Annotated in this window: 23 protein-coding genes and 1 pseudogene; 17 read left to right on the plus strand and 7 right to left on the minus strand. The window is 50.5% G+C overall.

Annotated features, from left to right (window positions below; all coding sequences use genetic code 11):
• The first annotated feature begins 27 nt into the window (after positions 1-27).
• The 6 genes from recA to NQD60_RS01950 all read left to right on the plus strand — a co-directional run bounded on the left by recA (position 28) and on the right by NQD60_RS01950 (position 5325).
• Complete coding sequence (gene recA, locus NQD60_RS01925; protein WP_257100842.1) at positions 28-1128, plus strand: recombinase RecA; 1101 nt, start codon at positions 28-30, stop codon at positions 1126-1128.
• Positions 1129-1167: 39 nt separating this feature from the next.
• Entirely contained in the window at positions 1168-1617 is a 450-nt protein-coding gene (gene recX / locus NQD60_RS01930; RefSeq protein ID WP_257100843.1) for a recombination regulator RecX, read from the plus strand.
• Between the two features lie 51 nt (positions 1618-1668).
• A complete protein-coding gene (sucC, locus tag NQD60_RS01935; RefSeq protein ID WP_257100844.1) occupies positions 1669-2829 on the plus strand; it encodes an ADP-forming succinate--CoA ligase subunit beta in 1161 nt (386 codons plus the stop codon).
• A 106-nt stretch (positions 2830-2935) separates the two neighbouring features.
• Positions 2936-3817, plus strand: coding sequence for a succinate--CoA ligase subunit alpha (gene sucD / locus NQD60_RS01940; RefSeq protein ID WP_257100845.1), 882 nt, complete (start codon positions 2936-2938; stop codon positions 3815-3817).
• 46 nt (positions 3818-3863) lie between these two features.
• Entirely contained in the window at positions 3864-4559 is a 696-nt protein-coding gene (locus tag NQD60_RS01945) for a TerC family protein (protein ID WP_257100846.1), read from the plus strand.
• 175 nt (positions 4560-4734) lie between these two features.
• Complete coding sequence (locus tag NQD60_RS01950; protein ID WP_306438076.1) at positions 4735-5325, plus strand: pilin; 591 nt, start codon at positions 4735-4737, stop codon at positions 5323-5325.
• Here the strand turns inward: NQD60_RS01950 and NQD60_RS01955 are convergent.
• From NQD60_RS01955 to NQD60_RS01970, 4 genes are read right to left on the minus strand one after another with little or no spacing between them, the layout of a single operon-like run.
• On the minus strand, positions 5322-9686 hold the full coding sequence (locus NQD60_RS01955; protein ID WP_257100847.1) for a DEAD/DEAH box helicase: 4365 nt from the start codon (positions 9684-9686) through the stop codon (positions 5322-5324). The genes NQD60_RS01950 and NQD60_RS01955 overlap by 4 nt on opposite strands.
• 51 nt (positions 9687-9737) lie before the next feature.
• Positions 9738-10184 carry a nuclear transport factor 2 family protein gene (locus NQD60_RS01960; protein ID WP_257100848.1) on the minus strand — a complete coding sequence of 149 codons (447 nt, stop codon included), beginning with the start codon at positions 10182-10184 and terminating at the stop codon, positions 9738-9740.
• A 12-nt stretch (positions 10185-10196) separates the two neighbouring features.
• Positions 10197-11225 carry a lipopolysaccharide heptosyltransferase II gene (gene waaF, locus NQD60_RS01965; protein ID WP_257100849.1) on the minus strand — a complete coding sequence of 343 codons (1029 nt, stop codon included), beginning with the start codon at positions 11223-11225 and terminating at the stop codon, positions 10197-10199.
• Between the two features lie 27 nt (positions 11226-11252).
• Positions 11253-11441, minus strand: a complete 189-nt coding sequence (locus NQD60_RS01970; RefSeq protein ID WP_223693642.1) for a zinc-finger domain-containing protein — start codon at positions 11439-11441, stop codon at positions 11253-11255.
• Between the two features lie 351 nt (positions 11442-11792).
• Here NQD60_RS01970 and NQD60_RS01975 point away from each other — a divergent pair, with 351 nt between their 5' ends.
• From NQD60_RS01975 to NQD60_RS01995, 5 genes are all read left to right on the plus strand, one after another.
• On the plus strand, positions 11793-13001 hold the full coding sequence (locus NQD60_RS01975; protein WP_257100850.1) for a phosphoglycerate kinase: 1209 nt from the start codon (positions 11793-11795) through the stop codon (positions 12999-13001).
• A gap of 164 nt (positions 13002-13165) precedes the next feature.
• Entirely contained in the window at positions 13166-14230 is a 1065-nt protein-coding gene (gene fba / locus NQD60_RS01980) for a class II fructose-bisphosphate aldolase (protein WP_257100851.1), read from the plus strand.
• A 41-nt stretch (positions 14231-14271) separates the two neighbouring features.
• Positions 14272-15162 (plus strand): phosphoribosylaminoimidazolesuccinocarboxamide synthase, encoded by an 891-nt coding sequence (locus NQD60_RS01985; protein ID WP_257100852.1) that lies wholly within the window; start codon positions 14272-14274, stop codon positions 15160-15162.
• A 23-nt stretch (positions 15163-15185) separates the two neighbouring features.
• Complete coding sequence (gene purE / locus NQD60_RS01990) at positions 15186-15692, plus strand: 5-(carboxyamino)imidazole ribonucleotide mutase (RefSeq protein WP_257100853.1); 507 nt, start codon at positions 15186-15188, stop codon at positions 15690-15692.
• Positions 15692-16900: a 5-(carboxyamino)imidazole ribonucleotide synthase gene (locus tag NQD60_RS01995; protein WP_257100854.1), complete on the plus strand. Its 1209-nt coding sequence runs from the start codon at positions 15692-15694 to the stop codon at positions 16898-16900. The genes purE and NQD60_RS01995 overlap by 1 nt, the downstream gene beginning before the upstream one ends.
• Before the next feature lie 14 nt (positions 16901-16914).
• Here NQD60_RS01995 and NQD60_RS02000 read toward each other — a convergent pair whose 3' ends face one another.
• The 3 genes from NQD60_RS02000 to NQD60_RS02015 all read right to left on the minus strand — a co-directional run bounded on the left by NQD60_RS02000 (position 16915) and on the right by NQD60_RS02015 (position 19879).
• Positions 16915-17817 (minus strand): Rpn family recombination-promoting nuclease/putative transposase, encoded by a 903-nt coding sequence (locus NQD60_RS02000; protein WP_257100855.1) that lies wholly within the window; start codon positions 17815-17817, stop codon positions 16915-16917.
• Between the two features lie 95 nt (positions 17818-17912).
• Positions 17913-18419, minus strand: coding sequence for a methylated-DNA--[protein]-cysteine S-methyltransferase (locus tag NQD60_RS09125; protein WP_306438077.1), 507 nt, complete (start codon positions 18417-18419; stop codon positions 17913-17915).
• Positions 18420-18430: 11 nt separating this feature from the next.
• Positions 18431-19879, minus strand: coding sequence for a DNA-3-methyladenine glycosylase 2 family protein (locus NQD60_RS02015; protein ID WP_257100856.1), 1449 nt, complete (start codon positions 19877-19879; stop codon positions 18431-18433).
• A 366-nt stretch (positions 19880-20245) separates the two neighbouring features.
• Here NQD60_RS02015 and NQD60_RS02020 point away from each other — a divergent pair, with 366 nt between their 5' ends.
• From NQD60_RS02020 to NQD60_RS02045, 6 genes and pseudogenes are all read left to right on the plus strand, one after another.
• A complete protein-coding gene (locus NQD60_RS02020) occupies positions 20246-21334 on the plus strand; it encodes an L-threonylcarbamoyladenylate synthase (protein WP_257101233.1) in 1089 nt (362 codons plus the stop codon).
• Positions 21335-21433: 99 nt separating this feature from the next.
• Positions 21434-22912: a D-alanyl-D-alanine carboxypeptidase/D-alanyl-D-alanine-endopeptidase gene (dacB, locus tag NQD60_RS02025; RefSeq protein ID WP_257100857.1), complete on the plus strand. Its 1479-nt coding sequence runs from the start codon at positions 21434-21436 to the stop codon at positions 22910-22912.
• 87 nt (positions 22913-22999) lie between these two features.
• Entirely contained in the window at positions 23000-23635 is a 636-nt protein-coding gene (locus NQD60_RS02030; RefSeq protein WP_257100858.1) for a DUF924 family protein, read from the plus strand.
• A 101-nt stretch (positions 23636-23736) separates the two neighbouring features.
• On the plus strand, positions 23737-24411 hold the full coding sequence (elbB, locus tag NQD60_RS02035; RefSeq protein WP_257100859.1) for an isoprenoid biosynthesis glyoxalase ElbB: 675 nt from the start codon (positions 23737-23739) through the stop codon (positions 24409-24411).
• Positions 24412-24444: 33 nt separating this feature from the next.
• Entirely contained in the window at positions 24445-25575 is a 1131-nt protein-coding gene (locus NQD60_RS02040) for a TDT family transporter (RefSeq protein ID WP_257100860.1), read from the plus strand.
• Between the two features lie 49 nt (positions 25576-25624).
• A pseudogene (locus NQD60_RS02045) lies at positions 25625-25732 on the plus strand (group II intron reverse transcriptase/maturase); the annotation flags it as partial.
• Positions 25733-26164 lie beyond the last annotated feature (432 nt).

The following is a 26164-nucleotide window of genomic DNA, read 5'->3' on the forward strand; positions in this document are numbered from 1 at the left end:
GCCGTTTACCCCCACAAAGGATGATTCATGGAAGAAAGCAAGAAAGGCCAAGCGGGCTTAACGGCTGAAAAAGGCAAAGCGCTTGCCGCTGCGCTGGCGCAGATTGAAAAGCAATTTGGCAAAGGCTCAATCATGCGCCTGGGCGATGGGGAAGTGGTTGAAGATATTCAAGTAGTCTCTACTGGCTCGCTGGGACTTGATATTGCGCTTGGGGTAGGCGGTTTGCCTCGCGGTCGTGTGGTTGAAATCTACGGGCCGGAATCCTCGGGCAAAACCACTCTCACTTTACAAGTTATTGCTGAGATGCAAAAACTCGGTGGCACCTGCGCATTTATTGATGCAGAGCACGCGTTGGACGTCCAATATGCAGCAAAGCTTGGCATCAACGTGTCTGATCTCTTGATTGCACAGCCTGATACAGGTGAGCAGGCGCTTGAGATTACAGATGCATTGGTGCGCTCGAGTTCGGTTGATTTAATTGTCATCGATTCCGTCGCCGCACTGGTACCCAAGGCTGAAATTGAGGGGGATATGGGCGACTCTTTGCCTGGCCTGCAAGCGCGCTTGATGTCACAGGCATTGCGTAAGCTTACTGGGACCATTAACAGGACAAACTGCCTAGTCATTTTTATCAATCAAATTCGGATGAAAATAGGGGTGATGTTTGGTAGTCCGGAAACCACAACGGGCGGCAATGCATTGAAGTTCTATGCATCAGTACGGCTTGATATCCGCCGCATTGGCTCAATCAAAAAAGCAGATTCGGTCATTGGCTCTGAGACGCGGGTGAAAGTGGTCAAAAATAAAGTTGCGCCGCCTTTTCGTGAAGCCATATTTGACATCCTATATGGTGAAGGCATTTCGCGTGAAGGCGAAATCATTGACCTTGGCGTGCAAGCGAAAATTGTTGAAAAGGCTGGCGCATGGTACAGCTATAATGGCGAGCGCGCTGGGCAGGGCAAAGACAATGCGCGTGAATATCTGCGTGAAAATCCAGAGATTGCCCGTGAAATTGAAAACAAAGTTCGCATTTCATTTGGCGTGGTGGCCATGCCTGCAACGGATGAAACTCAAGAAAACACTGAAACTAAAACGCCAAAGCGGCAATCAGCGCCAACTCTTGGGTGATTGTTTGTACATTTGCTTTGGAGATGTCTCATTTGTGAAATGATGCGTGCTAATCCTAGTTTAAAAGGGCGTGCATTGGGATATTTATCGCGCCGAGAATACAGTCGCGTTGAATTACAGCGCAAGTTGTCCTCTTATACAGATAGCGAAGCCGATGTCGATGCGCTACTCAACACGCTGCAGCATGAGGGTTGGTTATCTGATACTCGCTTTGCCGAAAGCGTGGCGCGCCGCCGCGCGGCGCGTTGCGGCACGCATCGAATTATTCATGAGCTCAAGCAACATGTGCTTGATGAAGAGCTAATCGAGCGCATTGGCACTGAGTTACAAGAAACCGAATTCTCCCGTGCCAAGGCTGTTTGGGAGAAAAAATATGGTGTTTTACCCGCAACCCACGTTGAACGTGCGCGGCAAGCCCGTTTTCTGATGATGCGCGGGTTTGCCAATGCAATAATCGTAAGGTTGCTCGGAGGCTGCGATGAAGATTGATAGCTATGTTAAAATCAAGGGTTTTAAAGGCCTGTTTAAAGGGATCAGCGAATGAAGATTCACGAGTACCAGGGTAAGGAAATCCTGCGCAAATTTGGTGTTGCTGTACCACGCGGCAAACCGGTATTTACAGTTGATGAGGCAGTGCAAGCTGCGCAAGAGCTTGGTGGCCCGGTATGGGTTGTTAAAGCACAGATTCATGCAGGTGGCCGTGGTAAAGGCGGTGGCGTGAAAGTGGCAAAGTCGATTGATCAGGTGCGCGAATATGCCGGCGAGATTCTTGGCATGCAATTAAAAACGCACCAAACCGGTCCGCAAGGTCAAAAAGTGCGGCGTCTGTTGGTCGAAGAAGGCGCGGACATCAAAAAAGAGCTTTATATTGGTCTGGTCGTAGATCGGGTGACGCAACAAGTGACCGTCATGGCGTCTAGCGAAGGCGGCATGGAAATTGAAGAAGTTGCCGAAAAAACGCCTGAATTGATCCATAAAGTAGCGGTTGACCCAACTCAGGGCCTAACCGACGCGCAAGCGGATAAACTGGCAACAAGTATTGGCATCCCTCAAACTTCATTGGCGCAAGCGCGCACTATATTGCAGGGACTCTATAAAGCATTCTGGGAAACAGATGCCTCGCTCGCTGAAATCAATCCGTTGATCCTGACGGGTGAAGGTCAAGTCATTGCGCTGGATGCAAAATTCAATTTTGATTCAAACGCGCTTTTCCGTCATCCGGAACTGGTTGAATACCGTGACGTAGATGAAGAGGACCCAGCCGAAGTCGAAGCTTCAAAATTTGATCTTGCTTATATTTCGCTTGATGGCGATATTGGCTGCTTGGTTAATGGCGCGGGTCTGGCGATGGCGACCATGGATTCAATTAAGCTCTTTGGCGGTGAACCTGCTAACTTTCTCGATGTGGGCGGCGGCGCCACCACTGAGAAAGTCACAGAAGCCTTCAAGATTATGCTCAAAAATCCAGAGCTCAAAGCAATTTTGGTCAATATCTTCGGCGGCATTATGCGCTGTGATGTGATTGCTGAAGGCGTGATTGCTGCCTCGAAGGCGGTGCAGTTGAAAGTGCCGCTGGTCGTCCGCATGAAAGGGACCAACGAAGACCTTGGCAAGAAAATGCTTGCTGAGTCTGGTTTGCCCATTATTTCGGCCGATAGTATGGAAGAAGCTGCGCAGAAAGTGGTTGCAGCGGCTCAATAAAGTTGAGCTTCTTCTGACTTAACCCCGGATACGGATACATCATATTGAACTGAGTGCGTACATGGCGCGCTGAGTTCAAACGAAAAAGCTGAAAAGAGGCTGATATATGTCGATTTTGATTAACAAAGATACAAAAGTTATCACGCAAGGGATTACGGGTAAGACAGGGCAGTTTCATACCCGTACTTGCCGTGATTATGCTAATGGCCGCGCTGCTTATGTCGCGGGCGTCAACCCTAAAAGGGCCGGCGAAGATTTTGAAGGCATTCCGATTTTTGGCAGCGTGAAAGAAGCCAAAGCGAATACAGGTGCTACCGTATCGGTGATTTATGTGCCGCCAGCCGGTGCTGCTGCCGCGATTTGGGAAGCCGTGGAAGCTGAGCTTGAGCTTGCGATTTGTATTACCGAAGGCATTCCTGTGCGCGATATGATCGAACTCAGAGACCGCATGCGCCGGGAGAATCGTAAAACCTTGTTATTGGGGCCAAATTGTCCAGGCGTGATTACCCCTGACGAACTCAAAATCGGCATTATGCCGGGCCATATCCATAAAAAAGGCCGGATTGGCGTGGTTTCACGTTCGGGTACTTTGACCTATGAGGCGGTTGGCCAATTGACGGCGCTTGGCCTAGGGCAGTCTTCGGCAGTGGGTATCGGTGGCGACCCAGTGAATGGCTTGAAGCATATCGATGTCTTGCGTCTTTTCAATGACGATCCTGAGACGGATGCCGTTGTGATGATTGGCGAAATTGGCGGCTCAGACGAAGAAGAGGCCGCTGAATGGGTCAAAGCCCATATGAAAAAACCTGTGGTCGGTTTTATCGCAGGCGTCACCGCGCCTCCAGGCAAACGGATGGGCCATGCTGGCGCCATCATCTCTGGCGGTAAAGGCACGGCTGATGAAAAACTGCAAGTTATGCAAGCCTGCGGCATTAAGGTGACAAAGAATCCATCTGAAATGGGTCGTTTGTTAAAAGCAGCACTGTAAGCTTATTAATGTAGACAGCTTTCAAACCCCATTAGGAGAGATGTTCATGCTAGCACTGCTGACTGACCTTCATTGGGGGGCGATTGCCCAGATCGTAGCAATTGATCTTTTGTTGGGCGGCGATAATGCCGTGGTGATTGCGCTTGCTTGTCGTAATTTACCTGCTCAGCAACGTATGCGCGGTGTGTTATGGGGGACCGCGGGCGCGATTGTGTTGCGCGTGTTGTTGATCGGTTTTGCGGTCACCTTGCTCTATATTCCGCTGTTAAAAATGATGGGCGGTTTGTTGCTGTTTTGGATTGGCATCAAGCTTATGTTGCCCGAAGTTAATGCTCATAATGATATTCGGTCTAATGACCGGCTCTTAGACGCAATCAAAACCATCATCGCCGCAGATTTTGTGATGAGCCTTGATAATGTCATCGCGATCGCTGGCGCAGCAGAAGCAGCGCAGCCTGAACAGCGTTTTTTCCTTATCCTCTTCGGCCTAATTCTCAGTATCCCAATCATTATCTGGGGTAGCCAGTTGGTATTAAAATTATTAACCCGTTTTCCACTGATTATCGCAGCAGGTGCTGCTTTACTTGGCTGGATTGCTGCTAGGCTCATTACGAGCGACCCATGGGTACAACAATTCAAACTATTCGCTACGCCGGTTGCCGGTTACATAGCGAGCGCCTTTGGCGCCGCGCTGGTAGTGGTGTTAGGCACGGGACTCAAACGGCGCACTGCCCGCGACTAGACCGGTACTTGTTCAATCAATATAGCCAAACGGCCAACTACTGGGATGCCGCTTAATTTGGTACTCTCCAAGCTACAAGTACAGGAGGCAAGCAGCGGATAGACCATCCGGCGGCCCTCGCTAACTATGCGTGACCTTCTGCCTCTTATTTTCTTTCTGCATACGGAAGGGTGCGATGGCAAAGTGGTTATACGGTAGCCTGGTTCGTTTTTGGTTTTTTGCCCAACGTACACGCTTGCGTGCAAGTTTTCGCTGGTTGGGTTTTACGCTGATTGAGCTGATGATCGTGCTGGCGATTGTTGGTATTGTGGCTTCCTACGCGATTCCCGCGTATCAAGATTACTTAGCTCGCAGTCGCGTAGGAGAAGGTTTGTCGCTCGCCGCTTCAGCGCGGCTTGCGGTTGCCGAAAACGCAGCTAGTGGTATGCCGTTTGACAGCGGATTTAACCCACCTAGCGCGACGCGTAACGTTGAATTGATCCATATTGTTCCGAACAATGGGCAAATCGTCATTTCATATATGTCGCGTGTGGCGCCGGCCGGTTCAAACACCCTGGTGCTGGTCCCTTCTGGACCCAATGATCCGGCTTCACCTAATGCTCGTATTGGCTTGGTAGCGGACACTGCGCAGCCAGGTTCACTAAGCTGGGAATGTTTTGCTGCAGGTAAGGCGGCTTCATCCTTACCTGCGCCTAGCCCTGGGCCGTTACCGTCTGAGCCAGCTACATTACCGCGTCGGTTTGCACCCTCGGAATGCCGCCTTTAGCCCAAACGCCGTTTTTTTCGCTGCGCTTTGCATACGATACAAATATGCCCATATCCCCCTTGCCCTGCACTGAGCGTCTGATCAAAAAAAGCCTCTTTGTTTTTAATTTCTTGGCAGCGGCGGCAAATCTTTGCGCTGCCATCGTCGAGCTCTTTAATACCACTATGAATGTCCGTCACCACGGCTGCATGAGCAACGTGACGGGCGGCGTCCACTAAAGCGAACAAGCGCTCAGAGAGCGCTTGTACCGGATCTTCACCCAGATTAAAGCGATTCAGCCTAATAAAGGTGTAGCCATAGGATTCTAAGATGAATTGCTGTTCAATATCTTGGGTGCGGTAATAGGTGGGCGACAGGGAGGAATGGTCTGAGTTGCCGTTTTGGGCGGCATTTTCTTCAAAATCATCATATTCCAAGACCGCATTCACGGTTTTTTGTCCGCCATAAAAACGCAGTAGCAGATCAATCCGCCTGACGGGATGCTGGTACGAAGGGTCGAGCTGCTGCAAGTAAACGCCCACTGGAAAGGGCGAGACAATTTCAATCTCATCTTGATTAAGCTGGTAAAACGGCGTCGCCAGCAACCATCCTAGTACTTTTTGAGCGAGTGGTGAATTTGATTGCGCAGGGGAGCTTGCTTGGTCCGTTCTATCTCGTTGCAGTATGCTTTGATAGTGCGCCAGAACTTGGCCAATCGAGCCCTTATAGTGTTCGATAGGCTTAGAAAGAACAAAATGCATCTTCTCTTTAGCACGTGAGAAGCCAACGTTAAGGCGCTGCACTTTAAGGGCATCTTCTGCCCGTTCGGCGATATCCTCAAGGGTGAGCGGGAAAATATAATTCAGTGAATCGTGGCTCGGCACGGCTACCATTGAATAAATTACAAGGTCACGTTCTTCACCCTGGCAGGTGTCAAAGGTCATAATCTTAAGGCGCAAGCACTGTTCAAACTGACTGGCATAAGGATCATGAAAAATTGTTTTCGCCAAATATTGCTGCTGTTCACGAAATGGCGTAATGATGGCGACGCTGTGCGGATTAGCCTCATCAATCATTGTGCGCAATAAAGCGACGATGAACTCGCCTTCGGCGGAATTGACGTTGCGGTAAGGCTCGTGGGTATTGGCAGGCGTTACCCACGAGAATTCGAGAATTTCATTGATTGGTTTACTGCGTACCTTAATCGCTTGCAGCGCATTATCATAGAAAAATTTTGAACTCAATGAAATCAGCGCTTGATAGCCTCGAAAATGCTTTTTTAACATGCTCCTGTAATTGGCAATCAGTTCGAAAAATTCAAGCACAGATTTTTTGACGTCGAACTGCTTAAGCCGCTGGATCCGGTCAGCTGCATCACTGATATGAATCCTAAAATAGGCTTCCAGTTCTGAGCGATAGCCGTTGTTCATCGCCAAACTTGCCTGACTGGATTTGACATTGCTAAACTGCCGTTGGTCGCCAAGTACAACCACTTTTTTGGCCCGCAATAACGCCGGAAATGCCTGTGCAATAGAGACTTGCGATGCCTCATCAATCACCACTAGATCAAACACACCGTGCTTCAGGGGTACATATTCGGCAAAGTCACGAATACTGGCAATAATGACTGGAAACGCTTGCGTGAGTGCATCAAAGGCCGCGACTGGAAATTTCTGTTTGGCTTTGATGACTTCCGCTAAGGTCTTTGCAGTTGCACTTTTATCATCGATAAAGTTTAGAAAGCGCCCGTCGATTTCGCTACTCATGCGGGTGGTATGAAGTTGCGCTAATCGTTCCATCTCTCTGACGTAGTTAAAAGAGGGCGCGCTACGGATAATGGCTCCGGACGTTTGCCATAGCAGGCTGTACTCGGAGACGTTATGCAGCAGATCCAGTAAGGCCTGCACGTTTTGCGCAGAGTGCATATGCGGTGCGGCTTTGAATTCTTTTAACGCGCTATGTTCCATCAGCTTTGGCAAGATCGAGTGTTCTCCGGCAAGCAACGAGAGCGCCTCTAACCAACGCCCAGCTTTACTGACGCTTGCTGGGGGCGTACTGGAATTAAGCAATACATGATAGACCGAGCGCATTAGGCCTGGCGATGACGGCGTTTGCTGTAAGGTTTTCGCAATGCGTGTCAGAATCAGATGGACTTCACGTAGCTTGCTGAGCTGTTTATGAAATGCTAAGGGTCGCGCGCAAGGCAACTCGTTGGCGAGTTGTTGGTCAAGGGCTTGAGCTTGTGTCCGTGAAAACAGAAAGCCCACAATGGGTTTGCGGATCGCGTGATACGCTAGAATAAATTTTTCTAATGCTGCATATTCGGCCATGCCCAGCGGGGCAAACAGGGCCAGGCTGTGGCGCATTGACCAAACGTCACTCAACTGGGTCAATAGCGCGGTGGCTTGCAATGTAGACACAATCTCAAGTAAAGAACCCGCCGCGAGGTGGCTGGCGATAAAGCGACTGGCTTCAATCCGCTCATCACTTGACAGCAAATCTGCTGCTAAACGCTGAACTGCATCCGCTGAGAGCGGTGTTTGCAATAACGGTAAAAGCCCTGATATATGTGGCGTAATGTGCCCTTCAAGGGTGCGTAGGCGTGCCAGATCTTTTAGTGTGACCGATGAATAAGCGGTAATGGTTTGCGCCACGTCCGCGCGCACAGCGGCATCTTGTGCGGCTGTTTCATCCGCCAAGCGTTCAGCTTGCCCCTTTGTGACCTTCCAATATGTCTTGATTTTTTCAACGGCCGCTGACGACACCAGGCGTGGGTACGAATTTCCCGCTTTACCTAAACGTAGGATTGGATTTGGAAAGTCATCATCTTGCCGTACACTGGCGAGTGCTGTTTGCAATTTATCTTCGACGACGTCCAGCGCTTCTTTTTTGTCTGACAGAATAAGCAGTGAGCGGGCCGACACAATACTGTCAAATGCAATTGCAGTGATGGTGTGCGATTTGCCTGTGCCGGGCGGCCCTTGTACCGTGACAAAACGGCAAGCAGGGTGAGCCAGCGCGGCTAAGATTTTGCGTTGCTCTTCATTCAGTGGGATCGGCGAGCGGCCCACTAGACGGTCGACAATCGGCGTGTTTTCCCATGCCTCTTCAACTTCTCGCCAAATGGACTGGGGCTCTTCGGTAATGAAACGTTGGATGATGTCGTTAAAAAGCTGGTTGACCTCGTTTTGATCCGCGCCGGTTGCTGTTAACAGCGCTTCATAATCGTTGACCTGACTTTCATCGCTTTTATCAAAAACCGATAAATAAGAGGCTTTGGATAATTTAAGCTGGCTCGATCTGATGGTTTCCAAGGTGGGTAAACGCACATCAAATGCCCCGGATAAATCAAGAACAGGCGTTATTTTAGTGAAAATACGGCTTATTTCATCCAAGAAACTGGCGCTTGCCAGCGGATAAATAATTCGCTGCGCAATCGGGAAAAGCGCTGACTGACCTGCGCCGGGCTTGAGTTCTTGTAAGATGAAATCAACTGCATCACGATTGGTATACAGATGCGGGTTAAATTCCAGTACATATTCGCTGGTTTTTTCATCTAGGTTAAGTTGGACTGGAATATAAAAAAGAGGAAAGGCAAGCTTATCAAAGCGCAGCTCGCACAGATAAATATAAAAGGCTAGGTTATCGCCCGTGCGCATCGTTTGCCAGAGATCGCGTAGTGCTTGATATGCGTTTGCGGCTGCAAAGCCATCAAAAAATGCTTTTAGCTGGGTGCGTGCGTCAGTCGCCACAAAAAACTCTGTGAGAACGGCCTGGACAGGTTCAAGCTTGCCAGTGACAATGAAAGTATTGAGTGCGATGGGCAGGTTGCTGATCGTTGCAGCGCATAGTGACTCAACTAAATCATGTTCTACCTCAAAAATAGAGTCAAGCGCCGCATAACTTTGGTGTTGAAAGGATTCGTTGAGCAGGCTCAAGAGTGGATGAATCACTCGCTTTGAGACTGCTTCAGCGAAGGACGCGATCACTTCATCAACGAAGGCCTCAGGATTTTGCGTAGCGCGCTCACGTAAGGCGGTGGCGCGTGCTAGCGTGTCATCGTGTACCGCGTTAAAAATGGCGCCGTCAAGAGCGTCAATCTGCTGCTTGACGAGATTTTTTAAGACCGGACTAATCGGCGTGGTGTAACGGTTACGTCCAATGCGCAGGGGTTTTAAATTGGCCATTGGCGCAGCAAGTTGTTTCCAAATTGCGCTAAGTAAAGTGGAGTATTGTCGCAACGGTATGCCACAACGAAATCCAGCTTCAGTTTGTAGTTGGATTTTCCGGCGCGGGGCAGCAGATTTTTTAAAATCTGTGCGCAGAAAATCCATGAAGTAGCGGCTTATTTTTTGCGCGAAATGGGTAACAGCTGGAGGCATAGATAGGGCCACTCCGTAACGGATATGCAAAGTGAGCCTGTTGCGCTATGGTTAGTGCAAAGACCCTTGATTTTGCTCGAGGCCATTGGTAAAAAGCGAAGCCGCCTGCTCAGGCATTGGACTGGCATGAATATGTGCGACTCTCCATTTTCCGCATTCCTGGACTAAAACATAAGTTGTCAGCACCAATTTGGGTTGCTCATCTTGGTTAACCGGATTATGGGCTTCGGTCACGACATAGATTGCTGTACCTGGGCTTTCATAAGAACGCGTATCGAGCACCGCGATCTTAGGGGCGCCATATTCAAATTGCTGAGCCAAATGGTAGCGAATCGTATCCAAACCATTAAAAAGAATGCCATCCACGCTAATGAAACTGACCGCGTCTTCATCGATCCAAAGCGCCATGAGGTCTTCAAGCTTGCTGTCAGCCAGCGCGTGGTAATACGCGTGCAGCGTATCAATAGCCGTATCGAATGGGCGAGTGAAGGAAGGCATGAGGTTCTCTTGTTAACTCTTGATCAGCAGCATTTCACGTAATTGCTCGAATATATGTTCTGGTTTGAGTTGGCGCAAGCAGTTCAAATGCCCCAATGGGCATTCGCGCGCAAAACACGGACTGCACTCGAGATGTAACCATTGTACCCGGGCGGTGTCAGTTAGGGGAGGGGTATGGCGTGGGTCGCTTGAACCGTAAAGGGCCAGTAGCGGCCGGCGCAACGCGGCAGCAATGTGCATCAGCCCGGAATCATTGCTGACTACGGCGCTGGCGCTGGCAATTAAGGTGCATGCATCGTTCAGTGTGGTTTGTCCGCATAAATTGCGTACATGGGGCGCGTGTGCGGTGATGAGTGCGCCAAGTGGCGCATCTTGTGCTGAGCCAAGCGTAACAATTTGCGCATAAGGGAAAGCATAGGTAATGAGTTGGGCAAGCGTAGCAAAATGTTCGACCGGCCAGCGTTTGGCACTGCCGTATTCAGCGCCCGGACAAAATGCGATAAGAGGCGCCTGTGCAGTCAGCATAAAGCGTTGCGCAACAAGCGCTGCTTTGTGCGGATCGAGCGTGATGCGCGGCAGCGGCAACTCATCTGGCAACTGCGCGCGTGGGGCATAGGCCAGTGCTGCATAGTGTCGCACCATGGTTGGCCGCTGTGCGTTTTTGCGTGGATTGGGGTGGCGCACATTGACGAGCCCATAACGGTGCTCACCATGATAGCCAATGCGCAGCGGAATGTGCGCAAGCCATGGGAGTAAAGCGGATTTGGCTGAATTGGGTAGCACATAAGCAGCGTCATACTGGACTGTGCGCAGCGTCTGCGCAAGCTGCCAGCGTTGCCATAATTGTACTTTTCTATGAGCGAGCTGGGTGGGGTAGATGTGGTCGATTTCCGGCATCTGCTGCAGTATCGGCGCCACCCAGTTTGGCGCGACTGCATCTAGAATGATGTGTGGATGTAACTTCTTAAGCAAAATGAAAAGGGGTTGCGCCATGAGCGCATCGCCAATCCAATTGGGAGCGATAATGAGTACGCGTTGCATTAAGATGACTGGCTAAAGGATGAGCGGCTAAGCCAGGCGGGTAATCACTTCGCTATGGCGCAGTACATAACGTGTACCGCAATAGGGGCAACTCGCCTCGCCATGGCTCAGGTCGATAAAAACACGTGGGTGCGAACTCCAGTGAGGCATTTGGGGATTCGGACAATACATTGGGAGTTCGTCTATATTAACTTCAAGCAGTGGTATTTGCGTCATCTGTGATTCTCTTTAAATTGGCGTGAGCCAGTGTGCATATTGAGGATTTTGACCCGCCATAAAGCGGCTCCTGAGTGCCGCGATTTAATATTTAGGCTGGCTATTATAAATCAGGTGTTATGCCATTTATTTAGCGTATAACGAAAGAGTGATTGGGATGGCGATAGCCGGCGCTGAGCGGGGTTTCTCACGGGGGAATTTTTACAGGCTGGAGGTTTTTTCGTATAGTGGGTACAATGCGGAATTTCCCCGGCGAGCCTATTAGTTTTTTGCCGAACGTATTGGTATGCATCCTGCTTTACCTTATTGTCTTTCTGATTTTCTGCGGATTTTATCTGCGCTGTGCTCTCCATGCCCCAAATTCTGTGCCTTACTGATTTGATTGCTGCTGGTAAACTGACTGGCAAGCGGGTGTTTATCCGTGCTGATCTCAATGTGCCGCGCGATGCAGCCGGTCAGATCACCGACGATACTCGCATCCGTGCTTCTATACCCGCTATGACTGCAGCCTTGGCTGCAGGTGCGGCGGTTATGGTGACCTCTCACCTGGGCCGGCCCATTGAAGGCCAACTTAAACCGGAAGATTCTTTAGCGGCTGTTGCCCAACGGTTAGGTGAACTCCTTGGCCGTACTGTGCCATTGATCCGTGATTGGGTCGAAGAAGGCGTTGAGCTTGCTCCGGGGCAGTTGGTTTTACTAGAAAATTGCCGGGCAAACCTAGGAGAAAAAAAGAATTCGGACACACTCGCCCAGAAAATGGCGGCGCTGTGCGATATTTATATTAATGATGCATTTGGCACGGCACATCGCGCCCAAGCATCAACGCATGGCATCGCAAAATATGCGCCAATCGCAGCCGCGGGGCCTCTCCTTGCTGGTGAATTAAGTGCGCTTGCACGCGCGCTTGAACAACCCAAGCGGCCGTTAGTGGCAATCGTTGCAGGTTCAAAAGTATCGACCAAACTCACCATTTTGAAGTCACTGGCACATAAGGTTGACCAACTGATTGTGGGCGGCGGCATTGCGAATACGTTTTTGCTGGCGGCTGGTTTGCCGATTGGCAAATCGCTGGCTGAAGCTGATTTACTGAGTGAAGCTAAGGCAATCATGGAATTGATGCAGCAACGTGGCGCATCAGTACCTATTCCGCTGGATGTGGTGACTGCAAAAACATTTAGCGCCAGTGCGCCACCTGAAATCAAACCGGCGCACGCGGTGGCTGAAGATGACTTAATTCTCGATCTGGGCCCAGCTAGCATGAGCCAACTGACGGCGCTGCTGGCTAAGGCCGGTACGATAGTATGGAATGGGCCAGTGGGCGTGTTTGAGTTTGATGCCTTCAGTGACGGTACAAAAGCGCTGGCGCAAGCGATTGCAACCTCTGATGCGTTTTCAATCGCAGGGGGGGGCGATACACTAGCCGCGATCGCAAAATACGGTATCTCTGATCAAATAGATTATATTTCGACTGGCGGCGGCGCTTTTCTTGAGTTTCTTGAAGGTAAAGCACTGCCTGCTGTAGAGGTACTCATGACGCGCTCAGTATCTGGAACCGGATGACTACTTATGTATTGTGCCACTTAGTTATGACCATTGTCCCCACCTGATTTATACGCACGGTGAGGTTAGTCTATGGAACAGACGCTGGTATGAATACCACGAAAATCGCGCAAGTTAGTGATGCGTAAACATCATTTTATTATTTTGAATTAAGGAGAAAGCAAGTGCCTCTCGTATCAATGCGCCAATTGCTTGACCATGCCGCTGAAGAAGGCTATGGACTGCCGGCCTTTAATGTGAATAACTTGGAACAAGTGCAAGCGATTATGGCAGCGGCTGATGAGGTCAATGCGCCAGTGATCATGCAAGCGTCAGCAGGCGCTCGTAAATATGCTGGCGAAGCCTTTTTGCGCCATTTAATTGAAGCTGCAGTCGAAGCCTACCCTCATCTGCCAGTGGTTATGCATCAAGATCATGGCCAATCGCCAGCAGTCTGCTTGGCGGCCATTCGTAGCGGCTTTACCAGCGTGATGATGGATGGTTCACTGCATGAAGATGGCAAAACGATTGCCTCTTATGAATATAATGTGGCAGTTTCAAAAAAAGTCGTCGATTTGGCCCATGCAATCGGTGTGACCGTAGAGGCAGAGTTAGGCTGTTTGGGCTCGTTAGAGACCATGCGCGGCGATAAAGAAGACGGTCATGGCGCTGAATGTGCGATGAGTCGTGAGCAATTATTGACTAATCCAGAGCAAGCGGCTGATTTTGTTAGTCAAACTCAATGTGACGCACTGGCGATTGCTATCGGCACTTCGCACGGCGCGTATAAATTCACCAAAAAGCCGACCGGCGATATCCTGGCCATTGAACGCATCAAAGAAATTCACCGCCGCCTGCCCAATACGCATTTAGTCATGCATGGCTCATCGTCGGTGCCACAGGAATTGTTGGCCGAAATCCGAGAGTTTGGCGGCGAGATGCAACAAACTTATGGCGTGCCGGTTGAAGAGATTCAAGAAGGGATCCGCCACGGTGTGCGCAAAATCAATATTGATACCGATCTACGGCTGGCTATGACGGGTGCGGTTCGACGCTTTCTGGCTGAAAACCCGAGCAAATTCGATCCACGCGACTATCTCAAGCCCGCTCGCGCCGCCGCGCAAGCGATCTGCAAAGCCCGCTATCTCGCTTTTGGCTGTGAAGGGCAGGCTAGCAAAATCAAGCCAGCACCGCTTGAAAAAATGGCTCAACGTTATCAAAAAGGCGAACTGACGCAACAGGTGCAGTAAAAATTAACGCGCGTGCTCACCAGTCGAAAAAAATACTTCTTATGCCGTCACCTACACTTTATCAATCTTCGTTGTCTTCGCTGAACCTGTTAGGCTGCGGCAAAGTCCGCGACAATTATGCGGTTGGCCGGGATCAACTGCTGATTATCACGACTGACCGTATTTCGGCGTTTGACGTTGTGCTCAATGAGCCGATTCCTGGGAAAGGATACGTCCTTAACCAGATGTCAAATTTCTGGTTTGCGCGGTTTGCGCATCATGTCCCCAATCACTTAACAGGGGTTGCGCCTGAGTCCGTCGTGGCCTCTGACGAAGTTGCGCAAGTCAAAGGCCGTGCGGTAGTCGCTAAGCGCTTAACGCCGATTTTGATTGAAGCGGTTGTGCGCGGTTATCTGGCAGGAAGTGGCTGGAAAGATTACCAAGCAACTGGAGCGGTATGTGGGGTTGCGTTACCGGTTGGCTTGAAAAATGCGCAACAGTTGCCGCAGCCGATCTTCACGCCAGCGGCCAAAGCCAATCTTGGCGAGCATGACGAGAATATCTCTTTTGCTGCAGTTGAAGCCTTGATTGGGACTACCTTGGCATCGCAAATTCGTGATCTTAGCTTGTTACTTTACCGTGAAGCGGCAGAATATGCGGCAACGCGCGGCATTATCATTGCAGACACCAAATTTGAATTTGGCTTAGACGAAAATGGCGTTTTGCACTTAATGGACGAAGTGCTCACTGCCGATTCATCGCGCTTCTGGCCGGCTGACCAATACCAGGTTGGTGAAAATCCTCCCTCGTTTGATAAACAGTTTGTGCGCGATTGGCTCGAGACGCAGTCTTGGTCAAAGACTCCGCCTGCTCCTACATTGCCGGCCGCGGTGATCGAAAAAACAGCCGCCAAATATCACGAAGCGCTCGAGCGTTTAACGGGCGAAATTTAATCAGCTATGCAAGGCTTAAGCAGATGGAAAATGACCAGCGACAGCCGCCATTGATAGGCGTGGTAATGGGTTCAGCCTCGGACTGGGACGTCATGCGGCATGCGGTGCAAATTCTAAAAGAGTTTGATGTGCCGTATGAAGCTCAAGTTCTTTCCGCACACCGTATGCCTGACGAGATGCTGGCTTATGCACAGAATGCGCGCGCGCGCTCACTGGTGGCGATTATTGCCGGAGCTGGGGGCGCGGCACATTTGCCGGGTATGCTCGCCGCAAAAACCACGGTACCGGTACTGGGCGTGCCGGTGCCAAGTCAATATCTGAGAGGCGTCGATTCGCTCCATTCAATTGTACAAATGCCAAAGGGCGTGCCGGTTGCTACTTTCTCGATCGGCGAAGCAGGCGCGGCCAATGCGGCCTTATTTGCCATTGCGCTATTGGCCAATGTTTCTGCTGAATTTACCCGCAAACTCGAACTATTCCGCCAGCGACAACACGATGCTGCGTGTGCTGCAACACTACCTAATCTCTAATGTTTGCTCCTAGCTTTCCAATTTTGCCCGGTGCCTGGCTTGGCATACTGGGTGGCGGCCAGCTTGGCCGCATGTTTTGTTTTGCGGCCCAAACAATGGGTTACCGGGTAGCGGTGCTGGACCCTAATCCAGCGAGTCCAGCAGGCGCAGTAGCGGATCGTCATTTGTGCGCGGCTTACGAGGATCAGGCAGTGCTGGCTGAGTTTGCTCAGCTATGCGCGGCGATTTCCACCGAGTTTGAAAACGTGCCAGCGGCAAGCCTTGAGCACCTAGCGCGCACAACCTATGTTAGCCCGGCGAGTCACTGTGTTGCGATTGCGCAAGATCGGATTGCAGAAAAGCGTTTTATGGAAAGCTGTGGGGTAGCGGTTGCGCCTCACCTCATCATAGAGTCGGCAGATAGGCTGGCGCAGTTCAGTCATGAACAGCTTACTTCAGTTTTGCCGGGCATTTTAAAAACCGCCCGCCTGGGCTACGATGGCAAAGGCCAAATTAAGATTGCAAGCGCAGTCGAACTGCAGCGTGCTTATGCTGAGCTTGGCGAGGTGGCCTGCGTGCTTGAAAAACAGGTACCGATTGCTTATGAAGTCTCTACGCTAATTGCCCGCAGCGTAAATGGTGCAACCGCTGTTTACCCACTGGTATGCAATACGCATCAGCATGGAATCTTAATGCAAACGATTGCCCCGGCGCCAAATGTGCCGCCAGCACTAGTCGACGCTGCAACGTGCACAGCTTTGGCGATTGCTGAGCAACTGCGCTATGTGGGGGTTTTATGTGTTGAATTCTTTGTGCTGGAAGATGGCTCGTTATTAGCCAATGAAATGGCTCCGCGCCCACACAACTCCGGTCATTACACGGTAGATGCTTGCGCTACCAGCCAATTTGAGCAGCAAGTACGCGCAATGACGGGGCTGCCATTAGGTGACACGCGGCAACATTCGGCCGCGGTTATGCTGAATCTGCTGGGGGATCTTTGGTTTGCTGGAGGTGGGTGTAATCAAATGCCACCATGGCATGAGGTGATTGCATTGCCAGCGGCACGGCTCCATCTTTATGCGAAAGAGGAAGCGCGTCCAGCCCGTAAAATGGGTCATTTAACGCTTGTTGCGGCAACATTGGACGAGGCCTCTGCTGCCGCGTGTGAAAGCGCGCAGCTGCTACAAATGATATCAACTAAAGCGCATGGACAATATCCGTTTGATTAGCACATACGGTGTGATTAATTTTCTGGCATGAGAGCGGTGATTGTATCGTCAGAAAGTTTCGTGACTTGCTTGATAAAATCAAAGGCTGCACCTCCTGTTAACATATTTTTAGCTGTTTCAAGCATAGCGTCTTGACGGCCTTCCTGACGGCCTTTTTGTCGGCCTTCTTCAATTAAATATTGCGCAGCAGACATAATGTCCTCCCGGTAATGTGGTGCGGTGTTAATCATAAATTGGACAAACTGCTTATCCATTCCATGCCCTTCTTTTGCTAAATAATATAGTAGTCCTTGTCTCTTTTCAATGGCTAGTGGATAGCGGTCAAAAAGCTCAAAAATCTTAGGCACAAGTTGTTTCAGATCCCAGCTATAAATGTGTTTTTGCGCTAGTTCTAATGCTGCACAACGCTTATGTGCCATTAAGATATTGTCTGGTATTGCTGATAAAGCAATCAACTGAATGGGCTTGGTTAATGCTAATATTTTTTGTGCTAAAGTCTTATCCCTAAAACATTCTAAGAGGCTGAGCGGACCTCGATAAGACCCTGCGCCTCGATAGAAAATGATCGGCAGCACGACAGGCAATAACGTATTACCTTGGTTAAGGTGTTGTTTCATGAGCGCGCTTTGGTAGCGCCATAGTTTAAATGGGGTGAGCTTACCCACTGCGCTTTCGTGTTCAAGCAAAATATACGCTGAGCTGTGCTCGTTCATTACACGGATCGAATAAACGATATCGCAGTAATGCTGGCTTAAATCATTTTCAACAAATGCACCTGGAGCAAGCGTTAAAGTATCAAAATCAAACTGTTGTTGCACAGAATGAGATAAGTGAATTTGCAAAAACTCTTTGGCGATGTCTACATCCATCAAGAAGAGCTTAAACAATCCATCATGTGGCATCGATAAGTGACTCATCTAACGATTGTCTGGTTGGTTGGCTTACCGCCAACGGGTGAAGAATGCCAAACATTCTGTCACGACCAAACAATGATGAATACTAGACCAAATGTCTAATTTAAATGAGCTTTTTCTAGCGTAAGTAAGGCATGTTTTACGTCGAGCCCGCCTGCATAGCCAGTCAGACTACCACTGGCTCCAATGACTCGGTGGCAAGGTACAATCACAGCAATCTGGTTGGCGCCATTGGCAGCGCCTACTGCGCGTGCCGCTGTTGGGCGGTCTAGGGTACGGGCTAGCTCGCCATAACTCAGGGTTGTACCGTATGGAATAGCAGTGAGTTGCCGCCAAACGCGAAGTTGAAAAGCCGTGCCTAGTGGCGCAAGTTGCAGGTCAAACTTTTGCCGGCGGCCTTCGAAATATTCCTCAATTTGCTGCTGAACAAAGGCAGTTTTGGTGTTTTGCCATTCGACATCAATCCCCTGCAGTAAACGGCGCGCGGCTCGTGTTTCTCCGGCAAATCCAAGCCGAACTAAAGCGCCTTCGGTTGTGACGATGGCTGTCATTTGTCCAAGTGGGGTCGAGAATTGCCCGCCAAAATAATGTGTTTGAGGTTGCATGGTCTCTCTCCTTATGCTTGAGTCGCTAAGCTGGCCCAAACATGGCAGGTAGCGAGGCTGCGATGGGGGGCGAAGGGGGCCATTAGGGCTGCCATCTGCTCTACGCTTGGCCTCTGTGGTAATTGATGCAGGCGTTGTAGTCCTGTCGCCAAACCACTGTCGCCAGCTGGCACGCAATCGGCTAACCCTAAACCACGCATTAAAGTGTAGTGCGTGGTCCATGGTCCCAGACCGCGTAGACTGCGTAGGGTTCGGTCTGCGACTTGAGCCGAGCCTTGCGCTAAGCGTTCTAATGGCAATAGCCCTGAGCAGACTGTTTGCGCAGCATTAATCAAATACTCTGCTTTAGAGCGTGAATAACGTAACGCGGTTAATTCAGAGGGGTCCATCGCAGCAATGCGCTCGGGTGATGGATGAGTATATTGACCACCTGTGCCAACTGGGTCACCTGCGTGTTTGATCAGAGCTCGCCGTAGTTGTACCGCGAAAGCTAGATTAATTTGCTGTCCGATGATTGCCCATACGAGCGCCTCAAAAGCGCCTGGCGCTAGAGGAATGCGTAGGCCGCGGTGATTCGCAACGAGCGTTCGCACATATTCTTGTTTATTCGCTCTCGCCTCAAAACTGGCGCTGTCACTATATAAACCTAACATACGCATAGCGATAACATGTGCTTTAACCATTGTTTGCGGCGAAGGTGCGCCATCATATTCAACTTCACACCAGGCGCCTGGCGTTTGCACGGTGAGCTTGAGCTTCACTAATAAGTTGTTGAATTTGAGTGGAATAGAGATCTGTTGACCGCAGACTTGTTCAAAGGTGCCATCGCGATCTCGTCCATGGTAACGAAGCACATCAATTGTCCGAAAGTCTGCCGGTAGTTGCAGTAAAAAACTCTTTGACTCGCGTAAAGCCCGATAGGCGCCTGGTGTCATTGCAGTCGTGGCCAGAAACTGCCGATGGAAGGTGGCCTCGCTCTCAAAACCTGCTTCATGAGCAAGATCGATCACCCGCTCATTTGAATCAATTAACCGTTGACAAGCGAAAGCAATTTGCTCTTGGCGCAATAGCGCCGCCGGCGTTAGATGAGCGTGAGTGCGGATGAGTTCAGCTAAATTGGTGATGCCAATGCCCGCGGTTGCGGCGAGACTATTCACATCCTTAAATGCGCTAGGCTCAGCGCGCACCCGTTCGATTAAGCCTTCATATAAGGCCTCATCCCAACGCATGCCACGTGCAAAAAGATCTGGGCGACACCGCTTGCAGGCGCGTAAGCCCGCAGCAATCGCTTCCGCTTCACTCGCAAAGAAGCGGACATTGTCAAACTTAGGTTTGCGCGCAGGGCATGATGGCAAACAGTAAATGCCGGTGGTGAGCACCCCAGTGAAAAACCGTCCGTCATAAGTTTGGTCTTTGGCAACACTACGCTCGTACATCGTTTGTTGATTTAATTTCATCATTCTGTTCCACTTTATGCGCTGAATGTCTATTTTTCAACTGCCATTACTCATCAAATGATCGTGATGCACATCTACTAGACCGCTGATTTCAGCGCTGGTAGGCTTCCATTTAGAGCAACCGTCATTGTGTAGTACATTGATAGCTGATAGCTTACTTTGGTTAACTCTCACCCGCCTCTCACAGACACCGCTGGAAGTAGAATTCATGGTATTGTGGGCTAATGAGTACTTTTTCTATTTGCAATACTGTGTTGAGCGTTTTTTTCAATTTTGTTTTCCTATTCAAATCAGGAGGTTTCGGCCGTGCACGATAACCTCTTGTCTAAATTCACCCTATCTGATTCCGGGCGTTGCCCGCCTACGGCTTTGCCCGTTGACGAAAGCGGTATTGCGCAGGCGGCCCACTTGCTGGAAAGGGGGGAGTTGCTCGCGTTTCCAACTGAGACCGTCTACGGTCTTGGCGCTGATGCGGAAAACCCTGCAGCTATTGCGCGTATTTATACCGCTAAAGGCCGCCCACGCAATCATCCGGTGATTGTGCATCTGGCTCCCAATGCAGATCTTGCTTACTGGGTAAGCGGAGCGCTCCCGCTGAGTGCTCGCGCGTTGATTGATGCATTTTGGCCTGGGCCGTTGACATTGATTCTGCCGCGTGCTGCCCATATCCCAGATGCGGTGAGTGGCGGCCAGGCGTCAATTGGGCTGCGCTGTCCTTCGCATCCAATCGCGCAGGTGCTGTTACGTGCTTTTCGCGGGCCAGGCGGCCTGCGTAGTGGCGGGCAGGGTGGGGTGGCGGCACCTTCCGCTAATCGCTTTGGCCGTGTCAGCCCAACGTGTGCCCAACATGTCTATGATGAATTTGGGGCGGCAATACCCGTACTCGATGGCGGGGCATGTGAGGTGGGTATTGAATCCACTATTTTAGATTTGTCGCGCGGTTTTCCCGCGCTGTTGCGCCCCGGGGAAATTAGCGCTGAGCAGCTGGCGGCCGTGTTGGGGGAGATGCCACAATTGCCAGTGCAACCCAATGAAGCACCAGCAAAAGAAGGAAAAAAAGCGTTGCTTCATGCCAGCAGCGGCGAGCGCGCACCACGCGTATCAGGTACGTTACGTGCGCATTACGCACCGCGCATACCATTGGCTTTATTGACGGCAGATGAGATGATGCAAGCTCTTAGCCGCCGCCATCACGGCGAATCTGTCGCGGTCGTGGCGCGGGCACGGTTAGCCGCGCGGTGTGCCGTGCAATGGGCGGAGTGTGCTGAAGTGCGTATCATTGCGGCCGCTGAAGAACCCCATGCCTATGCGCATGAGTTATATAGCCTGCTGCGCACATTGGAAAATACTGACGCAGAGCGTATTTTGATCGAACAACTACCCGCCGAACCGGAGTGGGCGGCGCTCAATGACCGCTTGGGCCGGGCTGCCGCAGCTTTTAATTTGTCGGAATCATGAGCGTATCAGCGTGTCGTACTTCACCACCATGGGTATCTGTAATATAAACACGCACCCCAGTTTAGGAGCCGCCGGTCTTTAGGCCGGTGAAGAGGTCAATTGCATCAGATTCGTGGTGCGGCTCTTATGCTTGCGTTAGTCTGCGTAGGCACAATTGCAAGTATGTCTTGCGATGTGCGCGCGCGGCCGCCCTCCACCCAACCCTCTATCACGACTGCTACAACATTGCCTGCTACCGTAAGGGCTGCTTTACGTCAGGCCGGCGTGATGCCGTCTTCGATGAGTGTGGTGGTCGAGCGCATTGGAGCTGTGCGGCCGTTGCTCTCGGTTAACGCCAGGCGGGCGATGATTCCTGCCTCGACGATGAAGCTCGTGACCACTTTTGCCGGGCTCTCCATATTAGGTGCGGATTTTCACTGGCAGACTAAAGCCTATGTTGATGGCGACCTTAAAAAGGGGGCGCTACAGGGCAATTTGTATATCAAAGGCAGTGGAGATCCTAAGCTGATTCCCGAAGAGTTAATTGACCTTGTTGAGCAAATCCGTCATGCAGGGGTAGTCAGTATAGAGGGAGATTTGGTTCTTGATAAAAGTTACTTTGCCGACTCGACACGTTATGTCAAGTGGTTTGATGAGAAAGCGGGTGCGCCGTATAACGTTGGCCCCGATCCCTTATTATATGCTTTCAAGTCGTTGACCTTCACGCTCACGCCGCAAGCCGATGGGACAATGGTCATTATGGCTACGCCTGCGCTTGAGCAATTACACATTACCAATGCTTTGCAAGTCACGCTCAATTTATGTTCCGGCCTGCCTAGCGCTGCTGCCCCATTTGTACTACTTGAGCCCGACGGTAGCACGCATGTAGCGTTTGCCGGTGAATACCCATTGGCTTGTGGGACCCGCGTTAAAAGTGTCGCTCTGCTGGATCACAGCCGGTTTTTTGCGAGAGGGTTTCTTGCCTTATGGCGACAGTCAGGTGGGACCTTTAGCGGACGTGTGCGTGAAGGGCGGAACTCTATTGATGCATGGCCTGTCGGGCTTCATAAGGGGCCGGTGTTGGCTGAGATTGTGCAGGATATTAATAAGTTCTCAAATAATCCAATGGCGGATAACCTTTTTTTGACGATTGGTGCACAAAGCAATAAACCACCGGCAGATGTCGCCAAATCAGTACAGGCGATTAAACAGTGGCTGCGCCACACCGGCCTGGCGATGCCTGAGTTGGTGATGGCTAATGGCTCCGGTTTATCGAATCAAGTGCGCGTCAGTGCGCGTTCGTTGGCGACATTATTACGCGTCGCAAATCAAAGCCCGGTCGCGCAAGCTTTTGTTGAATCACTGCCGATCGTGGGTATTGACGGGACCATGCGCCATCGCTTGCTCAATACTCCGCTGGTTGGGCGGGCGCGGATCAAAACCGGTACGCTTGATCAGGTGCGCGCTATCGCCGGTTATGTGAGCGCAGCAAACGGTGATAGCTATATTGTTGTCAGTATGATTAATGATCCACGTGCCCCTGCTGCGCAGGCAGCTCATGATGCGCTCCTTGAATGGGTCTACCAAAGACGGCGCTAAAGAGATAGCATATCTTTTCGCTTTTAGATGGATAATAATTTGGTCATAATGACATTTAATATAACTTTCTGACTAACCTTAAACACGATGAATGCTAAATCCGAGCAATCCCTTGAAGAGGCTGCACAAGAGCATGCAATACTTGCGCCAGATGCGCGTGAGGTGCTGGATTTTTGGTTTGGCCCGCCAGGCTCGGCAGAATATGGCGGTGACCGTACCTTATGGTTTAGCCAATCTGATGAAATAGATGCCGTGATCCGCAGCCGATTTTTGGCCATGCATGAGAGAGCTATGGCTGGACAATGTGATGCCTGGGCAATGACGCCATTGGGAGCCTGTGCTTTGATCGTCTTGCTGGATCAATTCTCGCGCAATCTATATCGAGGCACAGCGCGCGCGTTCGCCTCTGATGCGCGTGCGCTTGAGGTCGCGCTGACGCTGCTTGGCAGCGCCGAAGATCGCTGTTTGCCAACACCTTATCACCGCTGGTTTGTGTATCTGCCGTTTGAGCATGATGAGTCTGTACATGGCCAGCGTGAGTCGTTGCGCTTGTTCGAGGTACTTAAGTCTGAAACAGGTCTAAGTGCTCCTCTAACCTGGGCGCGCAAGCACGCAGAGGTGATTACGCGATTTGGCCGCTATCCGCATCGGAATGCCATTTTGGGGCGAGTATCTAGTGCCGAAGAAGAGGCATTTCTACGCGAACCTGGTTCGTCTTTTTGATAGGTGTCGGCATAGGGGGTATTCAATACTTGGATTTATAAATAAAATTTACCTATAAGAATACCTATGTATACCGAACAGCAGATTAAAAGAGAGATGTGATGAAACGAATTGGCGTAATTTTAAGTGGTTGTGGTGTTTTTGATGGTGCCGAAATACATGAGTCAGTATTAACTTTACTGGCCATAGAACGTGCCGGCGCGCAGGCTATTTGTTTTGCGCCAGATAAAAAGCAACTTCATGTTATTAGTCACTTATCTGGTGAAACGACTACAGAAAATCGTAATGTTTTGGTAGAGGCGGCGCGCATTGCTCGCGGTAAAATCACGGCCCTTTCCGACGCTGATCACACTTTGTTAGATGCTCTGGTTTTACCCGGTGGTTTTGGGGTAGCGAAAAACTTAAGCGACTTTGCTACGCAGGGAAGCGATTGCTTTATTGAACAAGAGCTTAGTCAATTAATACAAAAAATGTATAAAGCTGGCAAACCCACTGGATTCATCTGTATTGCCCCGGCACTAATCCCTAAATTATTCAAAAATCTGACAGAGCAGCCAGTGAGCCTAACCATTGGTAATGACAGTCATTTGGCGGCAATGCTTGATCAAGCGGGAGGGCAGCATGTTATTTGTGCGACGGATGCGATTGTGGTCGACAGTAGGCACAAAGTGGTGACTACGCCAGGGTATATGCTCGAAGGCGCATCAATCGCAGAGGTTGCGCAAGGGATTGATGCTCTGGTTAAGAAGGTCTTGGAATTAATAGAAATACTCTGACCCTTACATATCAGTCTGATCAATAGGGCATTAATGATGATTCCACTCCCCCTGAATCGCTTGTCGCATCCGCGTGAACTGATCCGGCAATTTACGCCTAATTGGTTTACCGCCACGATGGGTACAGGTATTGTTGCCTTGGCATTGGCGCGCTTCCCCTTTCCAATCAATGGGGTAAAGGCAACGGGTGAGGTGCTTTGGCTTATCAATATAGGCTTATTTATAGTGTGTAGCCTGTTGTATGCGGCACGCTGGATATTTTTCTTTGATGGGGCCAAACGTATTTTTCAGCATAGCGCTATGGGTATGTTTTTTGGTGCGATCCCGATGGGTCTCGCGACCATCCTCAACGGTTTCTTGATTTTTGGCACTGAACGTTGGGGACACACGGCGGTCGAGATCGCCACCCTCCTGTGGTGGCTGGATGCAGCGCTGGCCCTGCTCTGTGCATGGCTGATTCCGTTTCTTATGTTTACCCGCCAAACCCACACGCTGCAAAACATGACGGCCATTTGGCTGCTGCCGATTGTGGCGGCGGAAGTGACCGCTGCATCGGGTGGTTTGCTGCTGGGCTATTTGCCTGCAAATTCAGCATCTAGCGCTATTTTGTTTTTCAGCTATGCGCTTTGGGGTACTTCAGTTTTGCCAGCCTTGGGGATCTTGGCCATTTTGTTTCTACGTATGGTGCTACATAAATTGCCCGGACGTGATATGGCTGTCTCAAGCTGGCTTGCAATGGGCCCGATTGCCACGGGTGCGCTCGGTCTGCTGCAACTGGGTGAACAAGCACCCCGTATTCTGGTTGCGCCCGAACTTATCGATATCGGGCGACTTGCCGAAAGTACCGGCGTCATCGGCGCCTGTATCTTGTGGGGTTATGGTTTGTGGTGGTTGGTTATCGCAATTTTGACCACCTTACATTATCTGCGGCAAGGATTACCTTTTAACATGGGGTGGTGGGCGTTTACCTTTCCAATCGGCGTCTATGCGTTGGCAACATTGACATTGGCGCGGATCACGGAGGTCGGATTGTTTGCCATACTGGGTGCGATTTTCGTCTGCATGTTGCTCGGTTTCTGGCTGATCGTTACAGGGCGCACCTTGGTGGGCATTTATCACGGCACGCTATTTGTTGCACCCTGCCTTGAAGGTTCAGGAAAGTAGCAAAAGTTACGCTATTTTTACGCCAAATGAAAAGCGTTTTTCTTGTTGTCAAATAGCGGCAAATAGCCGTCGCTGGTGGCATAACAGTGGTTTAGCCCTTAACAAAGTGCTGACGATTGCCTACTTTGATGCTCTTGGCATGCCAAAACTCTCCTGACCTCAACTTCTCGAACCGCCCGGTTCGGACCCGCATGCCGGGTGGTGTGGCAGGGGCGGACTCTCGGGTCCCCCCTATGCCGATAGTTTGGCAGGATGGATTCTGTTTTGCCTTGTGTTCATGCCGGATAACAAAATAATTTCATATCCATTTCCAATTGATTAATGGAAACCATTTTCTGTCCGTGAGAGGGGGGCAACTTCACCTTTCCGCTAACCGCCAATCCTGACATTTTGCCGTCACCAAACCGTGGTGATCCAGTACCTGCGTGCCGAGGTCTACCTCGCCTTTCACCATTGACCTCGCTATAACTCTCAAAAACCCATATCACAACAGCATCTCACTCAAAATTCAAGCTTTTTTATGAGGGTGGCGGAATGTGGGGTATTAGCTTTCCGAAGCAAATTTTGAGTAAAATTTCGCACATTAAAC

The sequence above is a fragment of the Mycoavidus sp. SF9855 genome, from assembly GCF_024582735.1.
Lineage (GTDB): Bacteria > Pseudomonadota > Gammaproteobacteria > Burkholderiales > Burkholderiaceae > Mycoavidus.